The organism is Sphingorhabdus sp. (genome assembly GCF_046292425.1).
Classification (GTDB): Bacteria; Pseudomonadota; Alphaproteobacteria; order Sphingomonadales; family Sphingomonadaceae; genus Sphingorhabdus_B.
Map to the genome: position 1 here is coordinate 17,660 of NZ_JBKBQV010000026.1, position 15,570 is coordinate 33,229.

At 53.3% G+C, this 15,570-nt stretch carries 18 protein-coding genes and 1 tRNA gene; 4 read left to right on the plus strand and 15 right to left on the minus strand.

Going from position 1 to position 15,570, the window contains the following annotated elements; genetic code table 11:
- Positions 1 to 85: 85 nt before the first annotated feature.
- The 13 genes from ACK4S7_RS07245 to rpsB all read right to left on the minus strand — a co-directional run bounded on the left by ACK4S7_RS07245 (position 86) and on the right by rpsB (position 11,698).
- Positions 86 to 162, minus strand: a tRNA-His gene (locus tag ACK4S7_RS07245).
- Between the two features lie 96 nt (positions 163 to 258).
- Positions 259 to 486, minus strand: a complete 228-nt coding sequence (gene rpmE / locus ACK4S7_RS07250; RefSeq protein WP_295443769.1) for a 50S ribosomal protein L31 — start codon at positions 484 to 486, stop codon at positions 259 to 261.
- A gap of 182 nt (positions 487 to 668) precedes the next feature.
- Positions 669 to 1,130 carry a 3-hydroxyacyl-ACP dehydratase FabZ gene (gene fabZ, locus ACK4S7_RS07255; protein ID WP_409645457.1) on the minus strand — a complete coding sequence of 154 codons (462 nt, stop codon included), beginning with the start codon at positions 1,128 to 1,130 and terminating at the stop codon, positions 669 to 671.
- Positions 1,131 to 1,135: 5 nt separating this feature from the next.
- Positions 1,136 to 1,828 (minus strand): OmpH family outer membrane protein, encoded by a 693-nt coding sequence (locus ACK4S7_RS07260; protein WP_409645460.1) that lies wholly within the window; start codon positions 1,826 to 1,828, stop codon positions 1,136 to 1,138.
- On the minus strand, positions 1,828 to 4,449 hold the full coding sequence (gene bamA / locus ACK4S7_RS07265) for an outer membrane protein assembly factor BamA (RefSeq protein WP_409645463.1): 2,622 nt from the start codon (positions 4,447 to 4,449) through the stop codon (positions 1,828 to 1,830). Before bamA ends, ACK4S7_RS07260 begins: the two co-directional genes overlap by 1 nt.
- 155 nt (positions 4,450 to 4,604) lie before the next feature.
- Positions 4,605 to 5,705 (minus strand): RIP metalloprotease RseP, encoded by a 1,101-nt coding sequence (gene rseP / locus ACK4S7_RS07270; RefSeq protein WP_409645500.1) that lies wholly within the window; start codon positions 5,703 to 5,705, stop codon positions 4,605 to 4,607.
- Between the two features lie 10 nt (positions 5,706 to 5,715).
- Entirely contained in the window at positions 5,716 to 6,882 is a 1,167-nt protein-coding gene (locus ACK4S7_RS07275) for a 1-deoxy-D-xylulose-5-phosphate reductoisomerase (RefSeq protein ID WP_409645466.1), read from the minus strand.
- 3 nt (positions 6,883 to 6,885) lie between these two features.
- Positions 6,886 to 7,623, minus strand: a complete 738-nt coding sequence (locus ACK4S7_RS07280; protein WP_409645469.1) for a phosphatidate cytidylyltransferase — start codon at positions 7,621 to 7,623, stop codon at positions 6,886 to 6,888.
- Positions 7,620 to 8,336: a polyprenyl diphosphate synthase gene (uppS, locus tag ACK4S7_RS07285; protein WP_409645472.1), complete on the minus strand. Its 717-nt coding sequence runs from the start codon at positions 8,334 to 8,336 to the stop codon at positions 7,620 to 7,622. Before uppS ends, ACK4S7_RS07280 begins: the two co-directional genes overlap by 4 nt.
- Positions 8,337 to 8,391: 55 nt before the next feature.
- Positions 8,392 to 8,949 (minus strand): ribosome recycling factor, encoded by a 558-nt coding sequence (gene frr / locus ACK4S7_RS07290; protein WP_324477378.1) that lies wholly within the window; start codon positions 8,947 to 8,949, stop codon positions 8,392 to 8,394.
- 3 nt (positions 8,950 to 8,952) lie between these two features.
- Positions 8,953 to 9,678 (minus strand): UMP kinase, encoded by a 726-nt coding sequence (pyrH, locus tag ACK4S7_RS07295; protein ID WP_409645475.1) that lies wholly within the window; start codon positions 9,676 to 9,678, stop codon positions 8,953 to 8,955.
- Between the two features lie 102 nt (positions 9,679 to 9,780).
- Positions 9,781 to 10,707: a translation elongation factor Ts gene (gene tsf, locus ACK4S7_RS07300; protein WP_409645477.1), complete on the minus strand. Its 927-nt coding sequence runs from the start codon at positions 10,705 to 10,707 to the stop codon at positions 9,781 to 9,783.
- A gap of 160 nt (positions 10,708 to 10,867) precedes the next feature.
- The gene (gene rpsB / locus ACK4S7_RS07305; RefSeq protein WP_409645480.1) at positions 10,868 to 11,698 is read right to left on the minus strand and encodes a 30S ribosomal protein S2; all 831 of its coding nucleotides are present in this window, start codon (positions 11,696 to 11,698) and stop codon (positions 10,868 to 10,870) included.
- Between the two features lie 318 nt (positions 11,699 to 12,016).
- On the opposite strand from rpsB, the gene ACK4S7_RS07310 reads away from it, so the two are divergent.
- The 4 genes from ACK4S7_RS07310 to ACK4S7_RS07325 all read left to right on the plus strand — a co-directional run bounded on the left by ACK4S7_RS07310 (position 12,017) and on the right by ACK4S7_RS07325 (position 14,385).
- Positions 12,017 to 12,889 (plus strand): hypothetical protein, encoded by an 873-nt coding sequence (locus ACK4S7_RS07310; protein WP_409645483.1) that lies wholly within the window; start codon positions 12,017 to 12,019, stop codon positions 12,887 to 12,889.
- 124 nt (positions 12,890 to 13,013) lie between these two features.
- On the plus strand, positions 13,014 to 13,415 hold the full coding sequence (locus ACK4S7_RS07315; RefSeq protein WP_409645486.1) for a hypothetical protein: 402 nt from the start codon (positions 13,014 to 13,016) through the stop codon (positions 13,413 to 13,415).
- Positions 13,416 to 13,534: 119 nt separating this feature from the next.
- Entirely contained in the window at positions 13,535 to 13,957 is a 423-nt protein-coding gene (locus ACK4S7_RS07320) for a hypothetical protein (protein WP_409645489.1), read from the plus strand.
- A gap of 188 nt (positions 13,958 to 14,145) precedes the next feature.
- On the plus strand, positions 14,146 to 14,385 hold the full coding sequence (locus ACK4S7_RS07325) for a hypothetical protein (RefSeq protein WP_409645492.1): 240 nt from the start codon (positions 14,146 to 14,148) through the stop codon (positions 14,383 to 14,385).
- 181 nt (positions 14,386 to 14,566) lie between these two features.
- Here the strand turns inward: ACK4S7_RS07325 and ACK4S7_RS07330 are convergent, their stop codons facing one another.
- Complete coding sequence (locus ACK4S7_RS07330) at positions 14,567 to 14,839, minus strand: HU family DNA-binding protein (RefSeq protein ID WP_295443736.1); 273 nt, start codon at positions 14,837 to 14,839, stop codon at positions 14,567 to 14,569.
- Positions 14,840 to 15,028: 189 nt separating this feature from the next.
- Positions 15,029 to 15,570 (minus strand): S16 family serine protease (locus ACK4S7_RS07335; protein ID WP_409645497.1); only part of this gene is annotated, 542 nt, incomplete at its 5' end.

Consider the following 15,570-nt stretch of genomic DNA (forward strand, 5'->3'; position numbering starts at 1 on the left):
CCCCAACGGGCAAGGAATCATATTACTTTTTGGCGTAATAATATTACGCAAAGTAATTGTCACCCGGAATATGACAGAGAAGAAATGGGGCGACCGAGGGGTCTTGAACCCCCGACCTCTGGTACCACAAACCAGCGCTCTAACCAACTGAGCTACGATCGCCATAGCGTCACTGAGGCAGACGCGTTCCTTAGCTTTGACCTCGTGCGGGCCTTAAAATTATCACATGCCGGGCGTCAACCCGGCACATGGAATATCTTACTTTTTGAGGCTGAGGCCACCAAAACGCTTGTTAAACTGGGCAACGCGGCCGCCCGTGTCAAGCATACGGCCCGAACCGCCGGTCCATGCCGGATGCGATGTCGGATCGATATCCAGAGCGAGGGTGTCACCTTCTTTGCCCCAGGTGGAGCGCGTTTCGAAGATGGTACCGTCGGTCATTTGCACCTTGATCATGTGATAATCGGGGTGAATGTCGGCTTTCATACATAATTCCTTTGTTCAGCCACCGGTTTCCGACCGGCAACCCTAAATTCGGAAGCGCCGCGCATAGCGGGGCACAGGTGATATAGCAACATTGAAATGGTCACACTCAAGAACCCGGCGAATCTAAAGTTTCCTCCGCTCCTGCGGTCAGGAATTTAGCCGCAGGACCAAGGAACGCCAAATCAAGCAGGTGGCTCGGCAATCATAGCCATGAATTCGGCTTCGGCAGCGACTTGATCGCCAACCATAGCGCGCCCTGCAAATTTGCAGACCCGCGCCCGCTTTTGCACGAATTCCACATGCAGATGCAAGAGGCAACCGGGCTCAACGGGTGCCCTGAACTTGGCATTGTCGATAGACATGAAATACACAAGCTTGCCCGAACCGATAAGCCCCAGGCTTTCCATCGCCAATACGCCAGCCGCTTGGGCCAAAGCCTCAACAATCATTACGCCAGGCATGATGGGTCTTCCAGGAAAATGCCCCTGAAAGAACCCTTCATTCATGGTCACGGCCTTGACCGCGCAAATACGCTCGTCAACGACAAGTTCCTGCACACGATCGACCAGCAGCATGGGGTAGCGATGCGGGAGCACCGCCATAACCCTGCGGACATCATAATTGCTGAAGTCGCCCCCAGACATTCTGATTAGCGGCTTTCAGGCTGAGCTGCTGGTGTTGCTGGCGCAGCAGGCCGTTGCTGGGCAGCGGCTGCCTGTTGAGCTGCGGCGTTAATCAACTGCTGGATCTGCTGATATAGAGCGCCGATTTGACGCGAAGGGCGCCATCCAGCTGGTGGCGTGATCGGCACCGATGGCACTGCCTTATCAAGCTCCGCCGTAATAGCCGCAGTCACGTCAACAGATTCGGGCGCCCATACAAATGCATCGGGTGATAGAATTACGTTGATTCGCTTGGCTGTAATGACCGCCTGCTGCGCAGCTTCATATTTCAAGGCAATCTGTTCAACCGCATAAAGCTGAGCGAGAATGACCGGATCCTGTAATGTATTTAATTCGTTCTGCTTTGCATCGATCTGCGCGAGCACTGGGCTTTTCGCCTTAACCGCTGCATCAAGCTCGGCCTGAGTTACTTCGCGGTCCTTGTTAGTATCCAACTGCGCATTCAGATTGTTAATTTCCTGACGCTTTGCCTGCATCTGCTGCGCTACGGCCGCATATTGCGTACCGATCTGTTGATAGGCAGTGCCGAGCGCCTTTGAACGCGCAATAGCGACTGATGTATCCGCCGTGGCGATGCCCGATACCTGGGCGGTCGCTGGTGCAGATATGGCAGCTGCTGACAAGAGAGCAGCCGCAATGGCGGTGTTACGAATTTTCATTAGAATTGAGTTCCTACGTTAAATGTAAACAATTTGGTGTCGTCACCCGGCTGCTTTAGCAGAGCGCGGGCAATATCAATCCTGAACGGACCAAAAGGCGAATTCCAGTTAACACCAAAGCCAACTGACAAACGCGGCTTCCAAGTATCGCCAAAGAAGCGCTCTTCGAACCGTAACGCCGACACACGGGCCGAACCGTCCTCATTGGTCGCCGTCGTCGATGTCTGGAGCGTGCCTGCTGTATCCACAAAATAGTAAAGTGGAGCGCCCTGCGTACCGTCAGCCAGGACTTCACGCTGCTGCACCGTCTGCAGGATTGGCCGTGTCACGTCGAATACCGAACCCACGTCCACGAATATAGATGGACGCAAGCCTAATTCTCTGGCGCCGCTGCCTAACGGAATCTGCAATTCTGCGCGGCCAAGATAATAAAAACGACCACCAATAGCATCGTCCTGGATCTGGTTGCGGTCAGTAAGTGGCGAATTGACCGCCACACCGTTCACAACTTGGCCTTCGAAGAAAACACGCTGGACCCGCGGACCGACACCACGAATGTCAAAGCCGCGCATTTGCGGTTCGCCAAGATAAAAGCGATCCGTCAAACGTACGTCGTCGATACCTTGTGAAGTAAGACCGCGGTCCTCAAGCGGGTGGATATATCCGCCTTCAATCGACAAACCAAGAACGAAATTACCGAATGGCTTCCAGAATTTGTCCGCATTTATACGCGTTTTAATATATTTGACGCTCCCGCCAAGTCCGGCAAAGTCCTGGCTAATTCCCGCGCTCTGCCCACGGGTTGGGCGAATGCGGTTATCGCGACCATCATATAGCAACGTATAGCCGATCGATGACGTCAATCGCTTGCCAAGTGCATCACACAGGAAACGCCCGGCGATGATTGGGTCGCAGGACGCAGGAAGCGGTCCTGCACCGTCCGGATCCGAGAAGAACGTATTCTGGTCAAGCGAGATGTCGTCTTGACTTAAGCCATAACGTGCCTGGAAATAAATGAATTCGTTTACCGGCACGCCGACACGAACCTGAAGCCCGGTCGTGGCTTGCTGATAAGTTGTGTTGCGTTCGTTGTTAAAGAAATTGAAGCTGTTCAAATCGCGGCGGAAAATATCGCCCGAAACCGCGATCGAGCGGTCGAACAGATAAGGCTCGGTAAAACCAATTTCAGCTGACTTTGAATAAGACGAGTAGGAAATGTTTGTCCGCAATTCCTGACCAAGCCCGCGGAAATTACGTTGCCTGATCGAGCCCTGGAAAATGAAGTTTTCAATTGAGGAAAATCCGGCCGAAAGCGACAGTTCGCCCGTTGCCTTTTCTTCGACATTGGTGGTCAGGATGATGCGGTCGGGCGCGCTGCCCTGTGCCTGCTCAACCTCTAAGTCCTCCTGAAAATACCCGAGCGACTTGATGCGCTCCGCCGTACGCTTCACCTGAATGCTGTTGAACGCGTCGCCCTCGTTAAGGCGAAACTCGCGCCGTACAACCTTGTCCTGAGTGAGCGTATTTCCGTTGATATCGATACGCTCCACGAAAACACGCGGTGATTCCGCAACGTTGAACGTGATGCCCATCGTCAACGTTTCTTTATCACGCTGGAAATTAGGGTTTACATCGGCAAAGGCATAACCAAATAGGCCGGCGGTTTCAGATAGGCTTTCGACGGTATCTTCGACCATTTTGGCGTCATACCAATCGCCTTTTTTCATGCGCAATGTGCTGGTGAGACGACCTGAGTCAAAGTCGCGAATCTGGCTTTCAACTTTTACGTCACCAAATTTGTAACGATCACCTTCTTCCACCACATAAGTGATGATAAAGTCCTGCTTGTCGGGTGTAAGTTCCGCGACAGCAGACACAACGCGGAAATCCGCATAACCCTGCGTCAGGTAAAACTGGCGAAGCTTCTGTTGGTCAAATGCCAGACGATCAGGATCGTAGCTGGTTCCCGAGCTAAAAAACCGGTAGAAACGCGCCTGTTTCGTGACCATTTCACCGCGCAATTGGCCATCGGAAAACTTATCATTGCCGATGATGTTGATTTGTTGAACCTTGGACTTTGGCCCTTCCGTGATTTCGAACACGATATCGACGCGGTTCTGGTCCAGTTGAACCAGCTTAGGTTCGACTACTGCGGCAAAACGGCCTTGACGCTTGTAAAGTTCGATAATGCGCGCAACGTCCGCCCGCACTTTTGATCGCGAATAAATCTGGCGTGGGGCCAGTTTGATTTCCGGTTCAATCTTGTCATTCTTGATTCGCTTATTGCCTTCAAGAATGATCCGGTTAACGACTGGGTTTTCCCGCACTTCGATGACAACCGCGCCCGAGTTGTTGCGCACAGCAACATCGGCAAACAGTTCCGTAGCATACAAGTCCTTCAACGCTTGGTCAGCAGATACCTGAGTCCATGGCTGGCCAGTTCGCAGGCGGATGTATGACCGAACAGTATCGGGTTCGAGGCGCTGTGTGCCCACGACGGTGATGGACTGAATGATCTCGGCCGCTTCCGGTGTCGATGGCTGCGCAGTGGGCGCCGCCGTTGCATCCTGTGCAAAAGCGGGAGTCATACTGCCTGTCGCTGCAAGTGCAGTCGAACCCATCAAATATATGCCAAAATTCTTAAGGCTACCGAAAGGTCTACTATTCATTGTCATCCGATCTGATGTCCGGCCCCCACCGGGCGTTGGCGAAATGCCGATATAATATTTTTGCGTCCCTGCCCGATGCAGCGCCCGCAATCAAGTATGCAATGCCCTCAACTGCTTCCGAAAAGCCCGAAAGATGCGAGGTCGTTGAATGTTACCATTATCATGAATGTCGCCAGCATCGCAAATCCCGCACGGAAAGCCCACTCCTGCACTTTCGGCGTAGCTGGACGCCGACGCACTGCCTCAATTGCGTAGAGCAAGAGATGCCCTCCATCGAGCATGGGGATTGGCAGGAGGTTGATGAACCCCAAGTTAATCGAGATAAGCGCGGCAAGGCTGATGAAGGTCAAAATACCGAGGCTCATGGCCTCGCCCGAAACTTTCGCGATTTTCAGCGGCCCGCCAAGCTCGGTAATTGGGCGACGGCCGGAAATAATCTGACCTAGGCCGATCATCTGCTGCCGCAATATACCCCCTGTCTGCACCACAGCAGCCCAAGGCGCCTCAAGCAAGCTAACTTCACGAGTTTCAACCTTGCTCGCACCAACGCCGATGCGCCCAATCCGATATTCATTTCCGAAACGGTCCACCTCCGTTGCTGATGCAACCGTGGCTTCCTTTGCTAACCGTGCGCCATCTCGTTCAACTTCAATGACAATCTTTTCCCCCGGGATCATGACGACTTCATTTGCCATCTCGTCGAATGTTTCGATACTTCGGCCGTTAAGCGTAAGTATGCGATCGCCTTCTAACAGACCTGCCACTGCAGCCGGACTATTTGGCTGCACGACGTCGAGAACAGGGGGCGTTACCGACTTTCCAAAAGCCAGCAGGAAACCCATTGCTATCAGGATGGCGAGAAGGAAATTCACTGCGGGACCGGCAAAAACGATGAGCGCACGCTGCCACAATGTTTTGGACTGAAACGTCTGGTTGCGCTCATGCTCGGGCAGTTGCTTCCAGCTCTCGTCGGCCTGGCTTGACGGGTTCATGTCCCCGGCAAATTGCACGAAGCCACCCAATGGCAAAAGGCCAATGCGCCACAATGTGCCGCGCTTGTCCTCGCGCCCCCAAATCTGAGGTCCAAAACCAATCGAGAATTTTTCAGCCTTTACGCCAAACCAACGGCCAACCAAATAATGGCCAAGTTCATGCACCACGACCAGTGAACCTATCAGCAACAGAAATGCGAGTACGGTCAACAACATATGGGGTGATTCAGTTGCCACTGGTCAGTTTCTCCAATTCGCGCCGCGCATAATGTCGGGCGCCTGCATCAATGCTGAACAGATCGTCCAAACCCTTTGGCGCATCCGGCACATAAGCAGACAATGTCGCCTCTACCAGCGCCACGATTTCCAGAAACTTAATCTGCCCGTCCAAAAATGCGGCAACGGCAACTTCATTTGCCGCGTTCATTATCGCTGGCTTGGCACCGCCCTCGGTAATGGCTGCGCGGGCAAGCCGAAGCGCCGGGAAGCGCAACTGATCAGGCCGCTCAAACGTCAACTGCCCGATGGTTGCCAGATCGAGCGGCTTGCATGTCGTTGCGATGCGCTCTGGCCATGCAAGTGCACTGGCAATGGGGATTCGCATGTCGGGGGAGCCTAATTGCGCTAATGTTGAACAATCGACATATTCAACCATTGAATGGATTACAGACTGCGGGTGAACAAGAATATCAAGCTTATCCAGCCCCACAGGAAAGAGATGGTAGGCCTCAATCAGCTCGAGACCTTTATTCATCATGGTCGCTGAATCGATGCTGATCTTCGCGCCCATATCCCAATTTGGGTGCGCAACGGCTTGTGCCGGCGTCACTGCCCGCATTTCTTCAAGCGAAAAGGCGCGAAATGGCCCCCCGCTCGCGGTCAGCGTGATCTTGCGCACCTGGTCTATTTTGCCGCCAGCAAGGCATTGGAAAATGGCGTTATGCTCACTGTCGACTGGAAGCAAAACGGCGCCCGAACGGCGAACAGCAGCCATCATCAGTTCGCCAGCCGAAACCAAAGCCTCCTTGTTTGCCAAGGCTACGGTCTTGCCGGCCTCAATCGCAGCCATTGTGGACGGCAAACCAGCGCAGCCCACTATCGAGGCCATCGTCCAATCCGCATCGCGTCTGGCGGCCTCTATGAGGGCTTGTGGGCCCGCTGCAACCTCGATGGTTGTGCCTGCCAGTGCTTCCTTGAGCTCGGCATAAGCTGATTCATCGGCTACAACGGCCAGCTCTGCATCAAATTCACGTGCTAATTGCGCAATGGCCCTCGCATTGCCGTTGGCCGAAAGCGCGACCACCTGATATTTGCTGCGATGCTGGCGGATAAGGTCCAGGGTCGAAAGCCCGACGGAACCCGTTGCGCCAAAAATGGAAACGCGCCGAGTCATGAACTAACTCCCCGTCACAGACTGGAATACCATTATCAGCCCGGCTGCAAAAGCCACCGCGATGAGGCCATCAGTTCGGTCAAACAACCCACCATGGCCAGGTATCAACCGCCCAGAGTCCTTCACCCCTGCCCGCCGCTTCATCCAGCTTTCAAAAAAATCACCCACCTGTGCGACCACAGCAAGCGCGGCGCCGGTTAACATCAGGCGGCCCCATCCATAAGCGAGATAAACATCCCCGTCGCCAACGTGGCCGCCGCGCGAGGCGTAGATCGCGGCCTGAATCGCAACCATCATCAGGCCAGCGCCAATCATGCCGCCGAACAGACCAGACCATGTTTTGGACGGGCTGATCCTTGGCGCAATTTTGGGCCCGCCCAAGCTCCGCCCTGCAAAATATGCGCCGACGTCGGTGCCGATCACGCCTGCAATCAACAATATCGCTGGAGTCATGCCGAAAAACGGTGCGCTAAAAACCATCAACGTGAAGCAGGCGATACCTACATAGACCACGCCCCCCAATAGCCACAAAGCACGCGCTGGAAAGCTTTGCGCGAAACCAAGCACGAGCTTCGAAAATTCAAAAAAGACGCCAAGTCCCACTGCGATCACGAGGCCCATGAAAGCATAACCACCGATCCAAATCGCAATCACCGCGACCGACATCATGCCGACGCTCGACAACGTCCGTATGCCCAAGTCCGATCGCGGCTTTAAAATCGGCGCAACATTATCGTTCATCGACCACCATAGCGTCGTTCGCGGCGGGCAAATTCGTTCAGTGCTGCGGCAAGTTCGTCCTTGCTGAAATCTGGCCACAGGGTTTCCGTAAACCAGAATTCGGCATAAGCCGCCTGCCAAAGCATAAAGTTGGACAGTCGCTGCTCGCCCGAGGTGCGGATAAGCAAGTCCAGAGGCGGCAGACCTGCGGTGTCCAGATTGGCTTCAATACTGGCGGCGCTAATCTCGCCCTGCGCAGAGGCAGCACGGGCCGCACGAACCATTTCGTCCTGCGACCCATAATTCAACGCTACTGCCAGTGTCGTGCGGCTGTTCTTCGATGTTCGCGCAATGGATTCTTCAAGCATTTCCACAATATCTGGCGCCAATGCTTTGTAATCGCCAATTATTTTGAGACAGACGTCATTTGCAGCGAACTCATCCAGGTCTGATTTAATGAAATCGCGCATGAGGCTCATGAGGTCGCTAATCTCTTCCTCGGGCCGCTTCCAGTTTTCGCTAGAGAAAGCGTAGAGGCTGAGGGTTTCGAGGCCAAGTTCCCCTGCAGCACGTACAATATTGCGTACAGTTTCGACTCCGCGCTTGTGGCCCATCGCACGCGGCAACATCCGCTTCTTCGCCCAGCGGCCGTTGCCATCCATGATGATCGCAACGTGGCGAGGCATCTTGCCGGTTCCGGCTGCAATGCGCTCATGAGCTTCAGCGATGGCCATCAAATACCTAAACCCGCTCGTGTCGAGCGAACGGAGGAGAGGTTTGTTTCGAGACTCACTGGCTCAGAATTTCCTTTTCCTTATGCGCCGCCGCGTCATCGACCGCTTTGATCATCTCATCGGTCATTTTCTGGACTTCAGTTTCAAGCCGCTTGCGGTCGTCCTCGCTGATTTCCTTCTTATTTTCGTCGGTCTTCAAACCGTCATTGGCATCCCGGCGCACATTCCGGATCGCGATTTTCGCCTTTTCCGCATATTGGCCTGCGAGCTTCGCGAGCTCTTTGCGACGTTCCTCGGTAAGGTCGGGGATGGGCAAACGCAGAGTCTGGCCATCAGTTATCGGGTTCAACCCTAGCCCAGCCGAACGGATTGCCTTTTCTACCGGAGTTACATTCGAACGGTCCCAGACTTGCACCGAAAGCAAACGCGGCTCTGGGGCACTGACCGTCGCCACCTGGCTTAATGGCATGTGCGAACCGTAGACCTCGACCACGACTGGATCGAGCAAGGTCACGTTGGCACGCCCAGTGCGTAGTCCGGAAAGGTCGCTTTTAAATGAGTCCACGGCGCCCTTCATACGGCGCTCAACATCAGTTTTGTCATATTGCGGCATGGATCAGTTTCCTTCGCTTGTTACCACAGTTGAAGTGCCGCTTCCGTCGAGCACTTTCAATATATTGCCCCGTTCGCGGATGGAAAACACCACGATAGGAATGTTGTTGTCCCGGCACAATGCGACTGCACTCGCGTCCATAACCTTCAGATTATCTGCCAAGACCCGATCATAACTCAATGTTTCATAACGCTTTGCTGTCAACACCTTCTTTGGATCGGCATCGTAGACGCCGTCAACCGATGTGCCTTTGAATAACGCATCACATTGCATTTCGGCCGCACGCAATGCAGCTCCGCTATCTGTTGTAAAGAATGGCGCGCCCACGCCAGCCGCAAAAATGACAATGCGTCCTTTCTCCAGATGCCGTTCCGCACGGCGACGAATGACGGGTTCGCAGACCTTGTCCATTTCAATAGCGGATTGCACCCGGGTTGGTACACCAAGCTGCTCCAGCGCGTTTTGCATGGCCAGCGCGTTCATAACGGTCGCAAGCATGCCCATATAGTCGGCCTGCGCGCGGTCCATGCCTTTGGCTGCGCCCGAGACGCCACGGAAAATGTTGCCGCCACCGATTACGAGGCACAATTGCAGGCCAGTATCCTTAGCAGCCTTAACCTCTTCTGCCACGCGGGCCACAGTGCCGGGGTCAATGCCATAGGCTTGATCGCCCATAAGCACTTCGCCTGATAGTTTCAGAAGAATGCGGCGATAAGCTTGCGCGGCCATAATGTCCCTCGTCCCAATACGATAATGGCGCCCAGCTATAGGAGCCGCGCGCCACATCGCCAAGGCCTTATCCCCGCCTTTGGGCAGGGAAGCCAAGATTATTTATCCGCCGACAGCAGCAGCAACTTCAGCTGCAAAGTCGGACACTTCCTTTTCGATACCTTCACCAAGCTGGAAGCGGACATAGTCCTTAAGCACGATGGGCTTGCCAGCTTCTTTACCAGCAGCAGCAACAACGTCCGCAATCGGGGTCTTGCCATCCATGACAAAGGGCTGGCTCAACAAGGCGTTTTCCTTGGCGAACTTCTTTACCGCGCCTTCAACCATCTTTTCGACGATATCCGCAGGCTTGCCGCTTTCCGATGCCTTTTCACGGGCGATACCGCGTTCACGCTCAAGCGTTTCGGCGTCAAGGCCGGTTTCGTCGAGCGACAGCGGGAAAGCAGCCGCGATATGCATCGCCAACTGCTTGCCCAGACCATCAAGCGTCGCAGCGTCTGCTTCGCTTTCAAGCGCAACCAGGACACCGATACCGCCCATGCCCGGCGCTGCAGCGTTATGAACATAGGAAACAACACGACCATTGCTCACCGACAGCGACTTAACGCGGCGGATGACCTGGTTTTCGCCGATGGTTGCGATGTTGTTGGTCAAACGATCCTGAACGGTTTCACCGTCTCCATAAGGCGCGGCCAAAACAGCGTCTGCATCATTTGCAGCCAGGTTTAGCGCCACTTGGCTTACTGCAGCGACAAATTCTTGGAACTGTTCGTTCTTGGCAACAAAATCGGTCTGGCTGTTAACTTCGATCGCAGTGCCTTTGGTGCCTTCAACGGCAACACCGACAAGACCTTCGGCCGCAGTGCGGCTTGATTTCTTGGCGGCTGTAGCAAGGCCCTTGGCGCGCAGCAAATCAACTGCGGCTTCGATATCGCCATTGGTTTCTTCAAGCGCCTTCTTGGCGTCCATCATGCCAGCGCCGGAAAGCTCACGCAGTTCCTTGACGGCTGAAGCGGTAATTGCAGACATAAGATTGTCCTTTCGAATTTTGGTTGCGAGAGGCAGGAACCCCTCATCGCTCTAAATAATGTCACCCCCGACTCAATCGGGGGTCCATGGTCTGCCCAGTCAATTTAAACCGACCAATTAGACCATGGATTCCCGCCTGCGCGGGAATGACAAAAAAGTATTACGCTTCTGCGGCAGGCGCTTCAGCTGGAGCAGCTTCAACAGCAGGTGCTGCTTCTTCTGCCACTGGCGCAGCTTCTTCAACCAAAGCTGGTTCAGCCGCTGGCTCGACTTCCGCGCCAAGGTCAATGCCCTTGGCAACCTTCGCGTTTACATTGCCCTTGGTTGCCGCAGTGGCAATCGCGTCGCAATACAAACGAATGGCGCGCGCTGCGTCATCATTTGCAGGAACCGGGAATGCAATGCCGTCAGGCGATACGTTGGAATCGAGGATTGCGATCACCGGAATACCAAGAACATTGGCTTCCTTGATGGCGAGCTCTTCCTTGTTGGCGTCAATGACGAACATGACGTCAGGAATGCCACCCATGTCGCGGATACCGCCAAGGCTCATTTCAAGCTTGTCGCGCTCGCGGGTCATTTGAAGGATTTCCTTCTTCGTGAAACCGTGCGTGTCGCCCGACAGCTGCTCTTCAAGAGTCTTGAGCTTCTTGATGGAGTTTGAAATGGTTTTCCAGTTGGTGAGCATGCCGCCCAGCCAGCGATGGTTGACGAAATGCTGACCCGATGCGCGAGCTGCATCAGCGATTGGGCCCTGCGCCTGACGCTTCGTGCCAACGAAAAGAACCTTCCCGCCAGACGAAACGCTCTGCGCGACGTAATCAAGCGCACGTGCGAACAATGGCACGGACTGCGAAAGATCGAGAATGTGGATGCCATTGCGCGCGCCGAAAATATACGGCTTCATACGCGGGTTCCAACGGTGTGTTTGGTGGCCGAAATGGGCCCCAGCTTCAAGCAATTGCTGCATGGTAACGACAGGTGCCGCCATGGTACTTCTCCTTCCGGTTGAGCCTCTGGGAAACTAGAACTTCACTATTGCCTGAAAGACAAAGATCAGCACCGGTATGTGTGTTTCCCATGTGGAATGAGGGCGCCGTTATAGTCGTGACCGGGATTCGTCAAGAACAAACACGATCGCTTGGCTGCAGAACTTTCATAAAGACCAGCCTCGGGTCCAGTGCGGGGCCACTTTCACCGCGGAACGACGGTCAGCCTGTGAGCCCGCACCGAACACTATTTACCCCGAAATGGACCAACATGAACTCCGTCGCAGTCAAGCATCATGTTAGCAACATTGGTGGTCGGAATGACCGCTGTTATAACCGAGGGGAGAATATTTGTGACGACGCGCTTAACCAGGGAACATGTCCCGTTTCTCGTAAATGCAATGGATCTGAAGCATGGCATCACAAAAGCGGTGTCCCGCGAAAGTTCGCCCCACACCGCCGCTGCAGATGACATAAAGGGACCAATGAGCATTCCCGAACCGGTCGCAGTCAACGTACGCGGCGACATGTCTGTACAGGATTATGAAAAATGCTCACTCATCATGGCCGTTTGCACCAATATGGTTCAACAGACAATTTCCAACGCAGCGATCAATGCCGGCGTACCAATTACCGACGCATTGAAAAATATGGATGCCTGGGTCACCGGCTTTACAACTTTTCCTTTTCCGTTTTTTACCTTCACAAGCCAACAAGACGACGTCTACAAAAAAGCTGATTTCAGCTTGAAAGCCGATCCGGACATCGTCGAAAAAGTACTGAACATAAAAAATGTGGCTGGCCTGAAAGACGCCGTGATTGGTGCGCTGAAAAACAGTGGCGGAGAAATTGCCCGCTATTCCAACGAAGAACGCGATTTCAACTATTTTGGTGTCATCACCGGGTATAACCAGACAAATATTTCAACGCGTGTCATCAAATACGCGCTCCACATGAAAAATACTGACGCAAAAGCATTATGCGTAACATATGCCTCAACGGAACTTAACAGTACTTACAATACCTATGAATTTATCGGCGACAAATACATGATGATAAAAATGCAAGAGGCCGTTCAGGATAAGTTGGTCGATAAAATGGCTGAAAAACTTTTAATATTCATTGACGAGTTCTATCAGAAACAACTGGATGATTATAACGAAAAAGTGAAAGATATCATTGCGGGAACCTGATAATTCCCGTTTTTTCTTCTCACTCTACAGATGACTAAGAGAATTAATCATGTCAATTTCAGTAGGATTTTTAATTAAGCACGTACGACCTATCGGCGATGGCTTTGAAACATATTGTACGCCAATGCTTATCAGTTACTTGAACGAACGGTTGGATTTTTCAATGGGCGATATCGTTACGATTTTTAGCCTTTGGCGCAAAACGTCCGAAGCGGCCCCGCATGGCGCTTCAGACCTTTTTGTTGCAGCAGCCCAGGAAGTCGCCTTTGCCCGTTGGGATGAACTTTACCCCACATCAAGCAGCACGTTGATGTTTCTGAATAGTGACCAACTTGTTTCGCTTAGCCTCGCAGGGCAGGCAGCGGGCGCCGACAAGCAATTTAACTGGCGCTATGGAAGCGATTTGCCAATTTGCGTGGATATCAACCATGACTCAGGGGCGCATCATATCCGGTGGAATGCCGCCGGTTGCAGGGTCGCAACAGACACAAACCGCAACATAATCCACTTTTATAACCTGATATGAGATTCGCTTTCCAGCAAGCGCCCCCCCTGATGGCAGGTTATGTCTCCGGATCAGGCGATTAACATAAGGTTCACGCCGTGCCGCTACTCTCGATTGTGTAAATTTGGGAGAGCGGCGCTGTGAATAAAATCCTCCTTTTTGTCGGCGTACTGATTTCTGGTTCGATAACAGTTTCACCCTTGGCATTGGCACAGGTTGAAACATATGGCGAAGCCCAGCAGTCAGCCCCGCCGGAACGAATTTCGTTTCTCGTAACGTTCGGCACGGAAAAATGCCCGGAAGCGGCTGGTGACGAAATTGTTGTCTGTGCTGCACAGCCTGAGGGCGACCGTTATCGAATTCCGAAACCCCTCCGCGATGTTGACGAAGCAACTGAGTCCGGCGGCAGCTGGACATCAGCAGTCGAGAGCCTTGATAGCTATTCGCGTGCTGTTCTGCCCAACAGTTGCTCCGTGAACGGAAGCAACGGATTTACAGGATGCACCCAGCAACTCCTTCAGCAGTGGTTTGCAGAACGCCGCGGAACCCGCCACACACCTTAAGATGTCAAACTACTGAACCTTTTGTGTTCGCGTTAGTTATCCACAGGTAATCCACAGAGTTACCCTACGATGTTCCGCGTTTGAAATGCCGCTTGACATAAAAGAACATATAGTGAACGAAGGCGCATACCTTGTTCAAACCGAAACGGCCGCCCGAAACGGGAGCGGTTAAAGAAAGGACCAGTGCAATGACGATTATCGCTTCGATTCTTTTCATAGTCGCATTGAGTGCATCAGTTGGTGTGATTGTGCTGACGATCCGTAATGCCTTGCCGCAGATTCGTCAGGTCATTGATTTGGAATTTGCGCCGTCACACCAGCGTAGTCGCCGTATCATTCTCGGCGAGATGCGGCGTTTGGCGCCGGCAGAAGTTATTCCTTTCCCAAGCACAGCGCGGGCGCCATGCGAGCCTCGTTTGGCTGCATAACGAATGTGGGCAATAGTGCGAAATACAGCGTCTGATGTGCGGATATGACAGCTTAACTGTTGTGCGGCGGGGTGCGATGCTTGGCTCGACGCTGCGTGTTTAGTTTGTGCAACAACTTGGGGCAAAAATAAGGGCGGGTGCTTTCGCCCCGCCCTCTTTCACCAAATATTTTGGTTAATTCTTAATTGACAGCGTCTTTAAGCGCTTTGCCAGCCTTAAACTTTGGCTGAGTCGATGCCTTGATGGTCATTGGCTCACCGGTGCGTGGGTTACGGCCGGTAGATGCCTTACGCTTTGCAACGCCAAAGGTACCAAAACCAACGAGCCGCACTTCGCCACCGCTCTTTAGAGCACCCGTAATTGCTTCAAATGTCGCTTCAACGGCTTTGCCGGCATCAGCCTTGGTCAGGCCGCTTGCATCGGCGACTGCACTGACGAGATCTTGCTTGTTCATGTGGGAACCCCCCTCTCAAAATTATGTGAGACCCATTTATTACTAAATTGAGTCGCGGCTAAAGCCGGTGGCGGGATAATGAGGAGAATGTGGGCGCTGTCAAAGGAAATATCGGCCTAAAACCGTCATTTTCTGTGAAAAACTGTACGTTCTGCCCATTACATACAAGTTTAGGCAGAACGCACGGCCTTAATGTGTCACAGAAGCCCCGTTTTCGCCCCCGATTGCCGCAGGAATGGCCGCTGCCAGTTCATCCGCCTCTGTCCATTCTACTGGCACCAAAGGCGATATAAGCGCACGTGCCAGAACCTGGTCGACATGGCTGACGGGAATGATCTCCAACCCTTCCTTTATATTCGCCGGTATCTCCGCAAGATCCTTTTCATTGTCTTGGGGAATAAGGACAGTTTTGATACCGCCGCGTAAGGCAGCGAGCAGTTTCTCTTTCAAGCCACCGATCGGCAACACCCGACCGCGAAGTGTCACTTCGCCTGTCATGGCGACATCACGGTGCACAGCAATGCCAGTCAATGTAGACACGATGCAAGTGACCATTCCAATGCCGGCTGAAGGACCGTCCTTTGGCACTGCGCCTTCGGGAAGGTGAATGTGGACATCCTTGCGGCCAAACAGACTAGGCTTGATACCATAGCTTGGCGCGCGGGCCTTTACGTAGCTCAACGCGGCCTGAATCGACTCGCCCATTACTTCGCCCAATTTGCCCGTTGTCT

Coding starts and splice junctions, on each gene's coding strand:
- ACK4S7_RS07330 (WP_295443736.1), bottom strand. CDS start 14,839: ATGAACAAGCAAGATCTCGTCAGTGCAGTCGCCGATGCAAGCGGCCTG.
- ACK4S7_RS07280 (WP_409645469.1), bottom strand. CDS start 7,623: ATGAACGATAATGTTGCGCCGATTTTAAAGCCGCGATCGGACTTGGGC.
- tsf (WP_409645477.1), bottom strand. CDS start 10,707: ATGTCTGCAATTACCGCTTCAGCCGTCAAGGAACTGCGTGAGCTTTCC.
- uppS (WP_409645472.1), bottom strand. CDS start 8,336: ATGGCCATCGCTGAAGCTCATGAGCGCATTGCAGCCGGAACCGGCAAG.
- frr (WP_324477378.1), bottom strand. CDS start 8,949: ATGCCGCAATATGACAAAACTGATGTTGAGCGCCGTATGAAGGGCGCC.
- rseP (WP_409645500.1), bottom strand. CDS start 5,705: ATGTTGTTGACCGTACTCGCATTTCTGTTGCTGATAGGTTCACTGGTC.
- ACK4S7_RS07275 (WP_409645466.1), bottom strand. CDS start 6,882: ATGACTCGGCGCGTTTCCATTTTTGGCGCAACGGGTTCCGTCGGGCTT.
- pyrH (WP_409645475.1), bottom strand. CDS start 9,678: ATGGCCGCGCAAGCTTATCGCCGCATTCTTCTGAAACTATCAGGCGAA.
- ACK4S7_RS07260 (WP_409645460.1), bottom strand. CDS start 1,828: ATGAAAATTCGTAACACCGCCATTGCGGCTGCTCTCTTGTCAGCAGCT.
- rpsB (WP_409645480.1), bottom strand. CDS start 11,698: ATGGCGGCACCTGTCGTTACCATGCAGCAATTGCTTGAAGCTGGGGCC.
- ACK4S7_RS07310 (WP_409645483.1), top strand. CDS start 12,017: ATGACCGCTGTTATAACCGAGGGGAGAATATTTGTGACGACGCGCTTA.
- rpmE (WP_295443769.1), bottom strand. CDS start 486: ATGAAAGCCGACATTCACCCCGATTATCACATGATCAAGGTGCAAATG.
- ACK4S7_RS07325 (WP_409645492.1), top strand. CDS start 14,146: ATGACGATTATCGCTTCGATTCTTTTCATAGTCGCATTGAGTGCATCA.
- bamA (WP_409645463.1), bottom strand. CDS start 4,449: ATGGGTTCGACTGCACTTGCAGCGACAGGCAGTATGACTCCCGCTTTT.
- fabZ (WP_409645457.1), bottom strand. CDS start 1,130: ATGTCTGGGGGCGACTTCAGCAATTATGATGTCCGCAGGGTTATGGCG.
- ACK4S7_RS07315 (WP_409645486.1), top strand. CDS start 13,014: ATGCTTATCAGTTACTTGAACGAACGGTTGGATTTTTCAATGGGCGAT.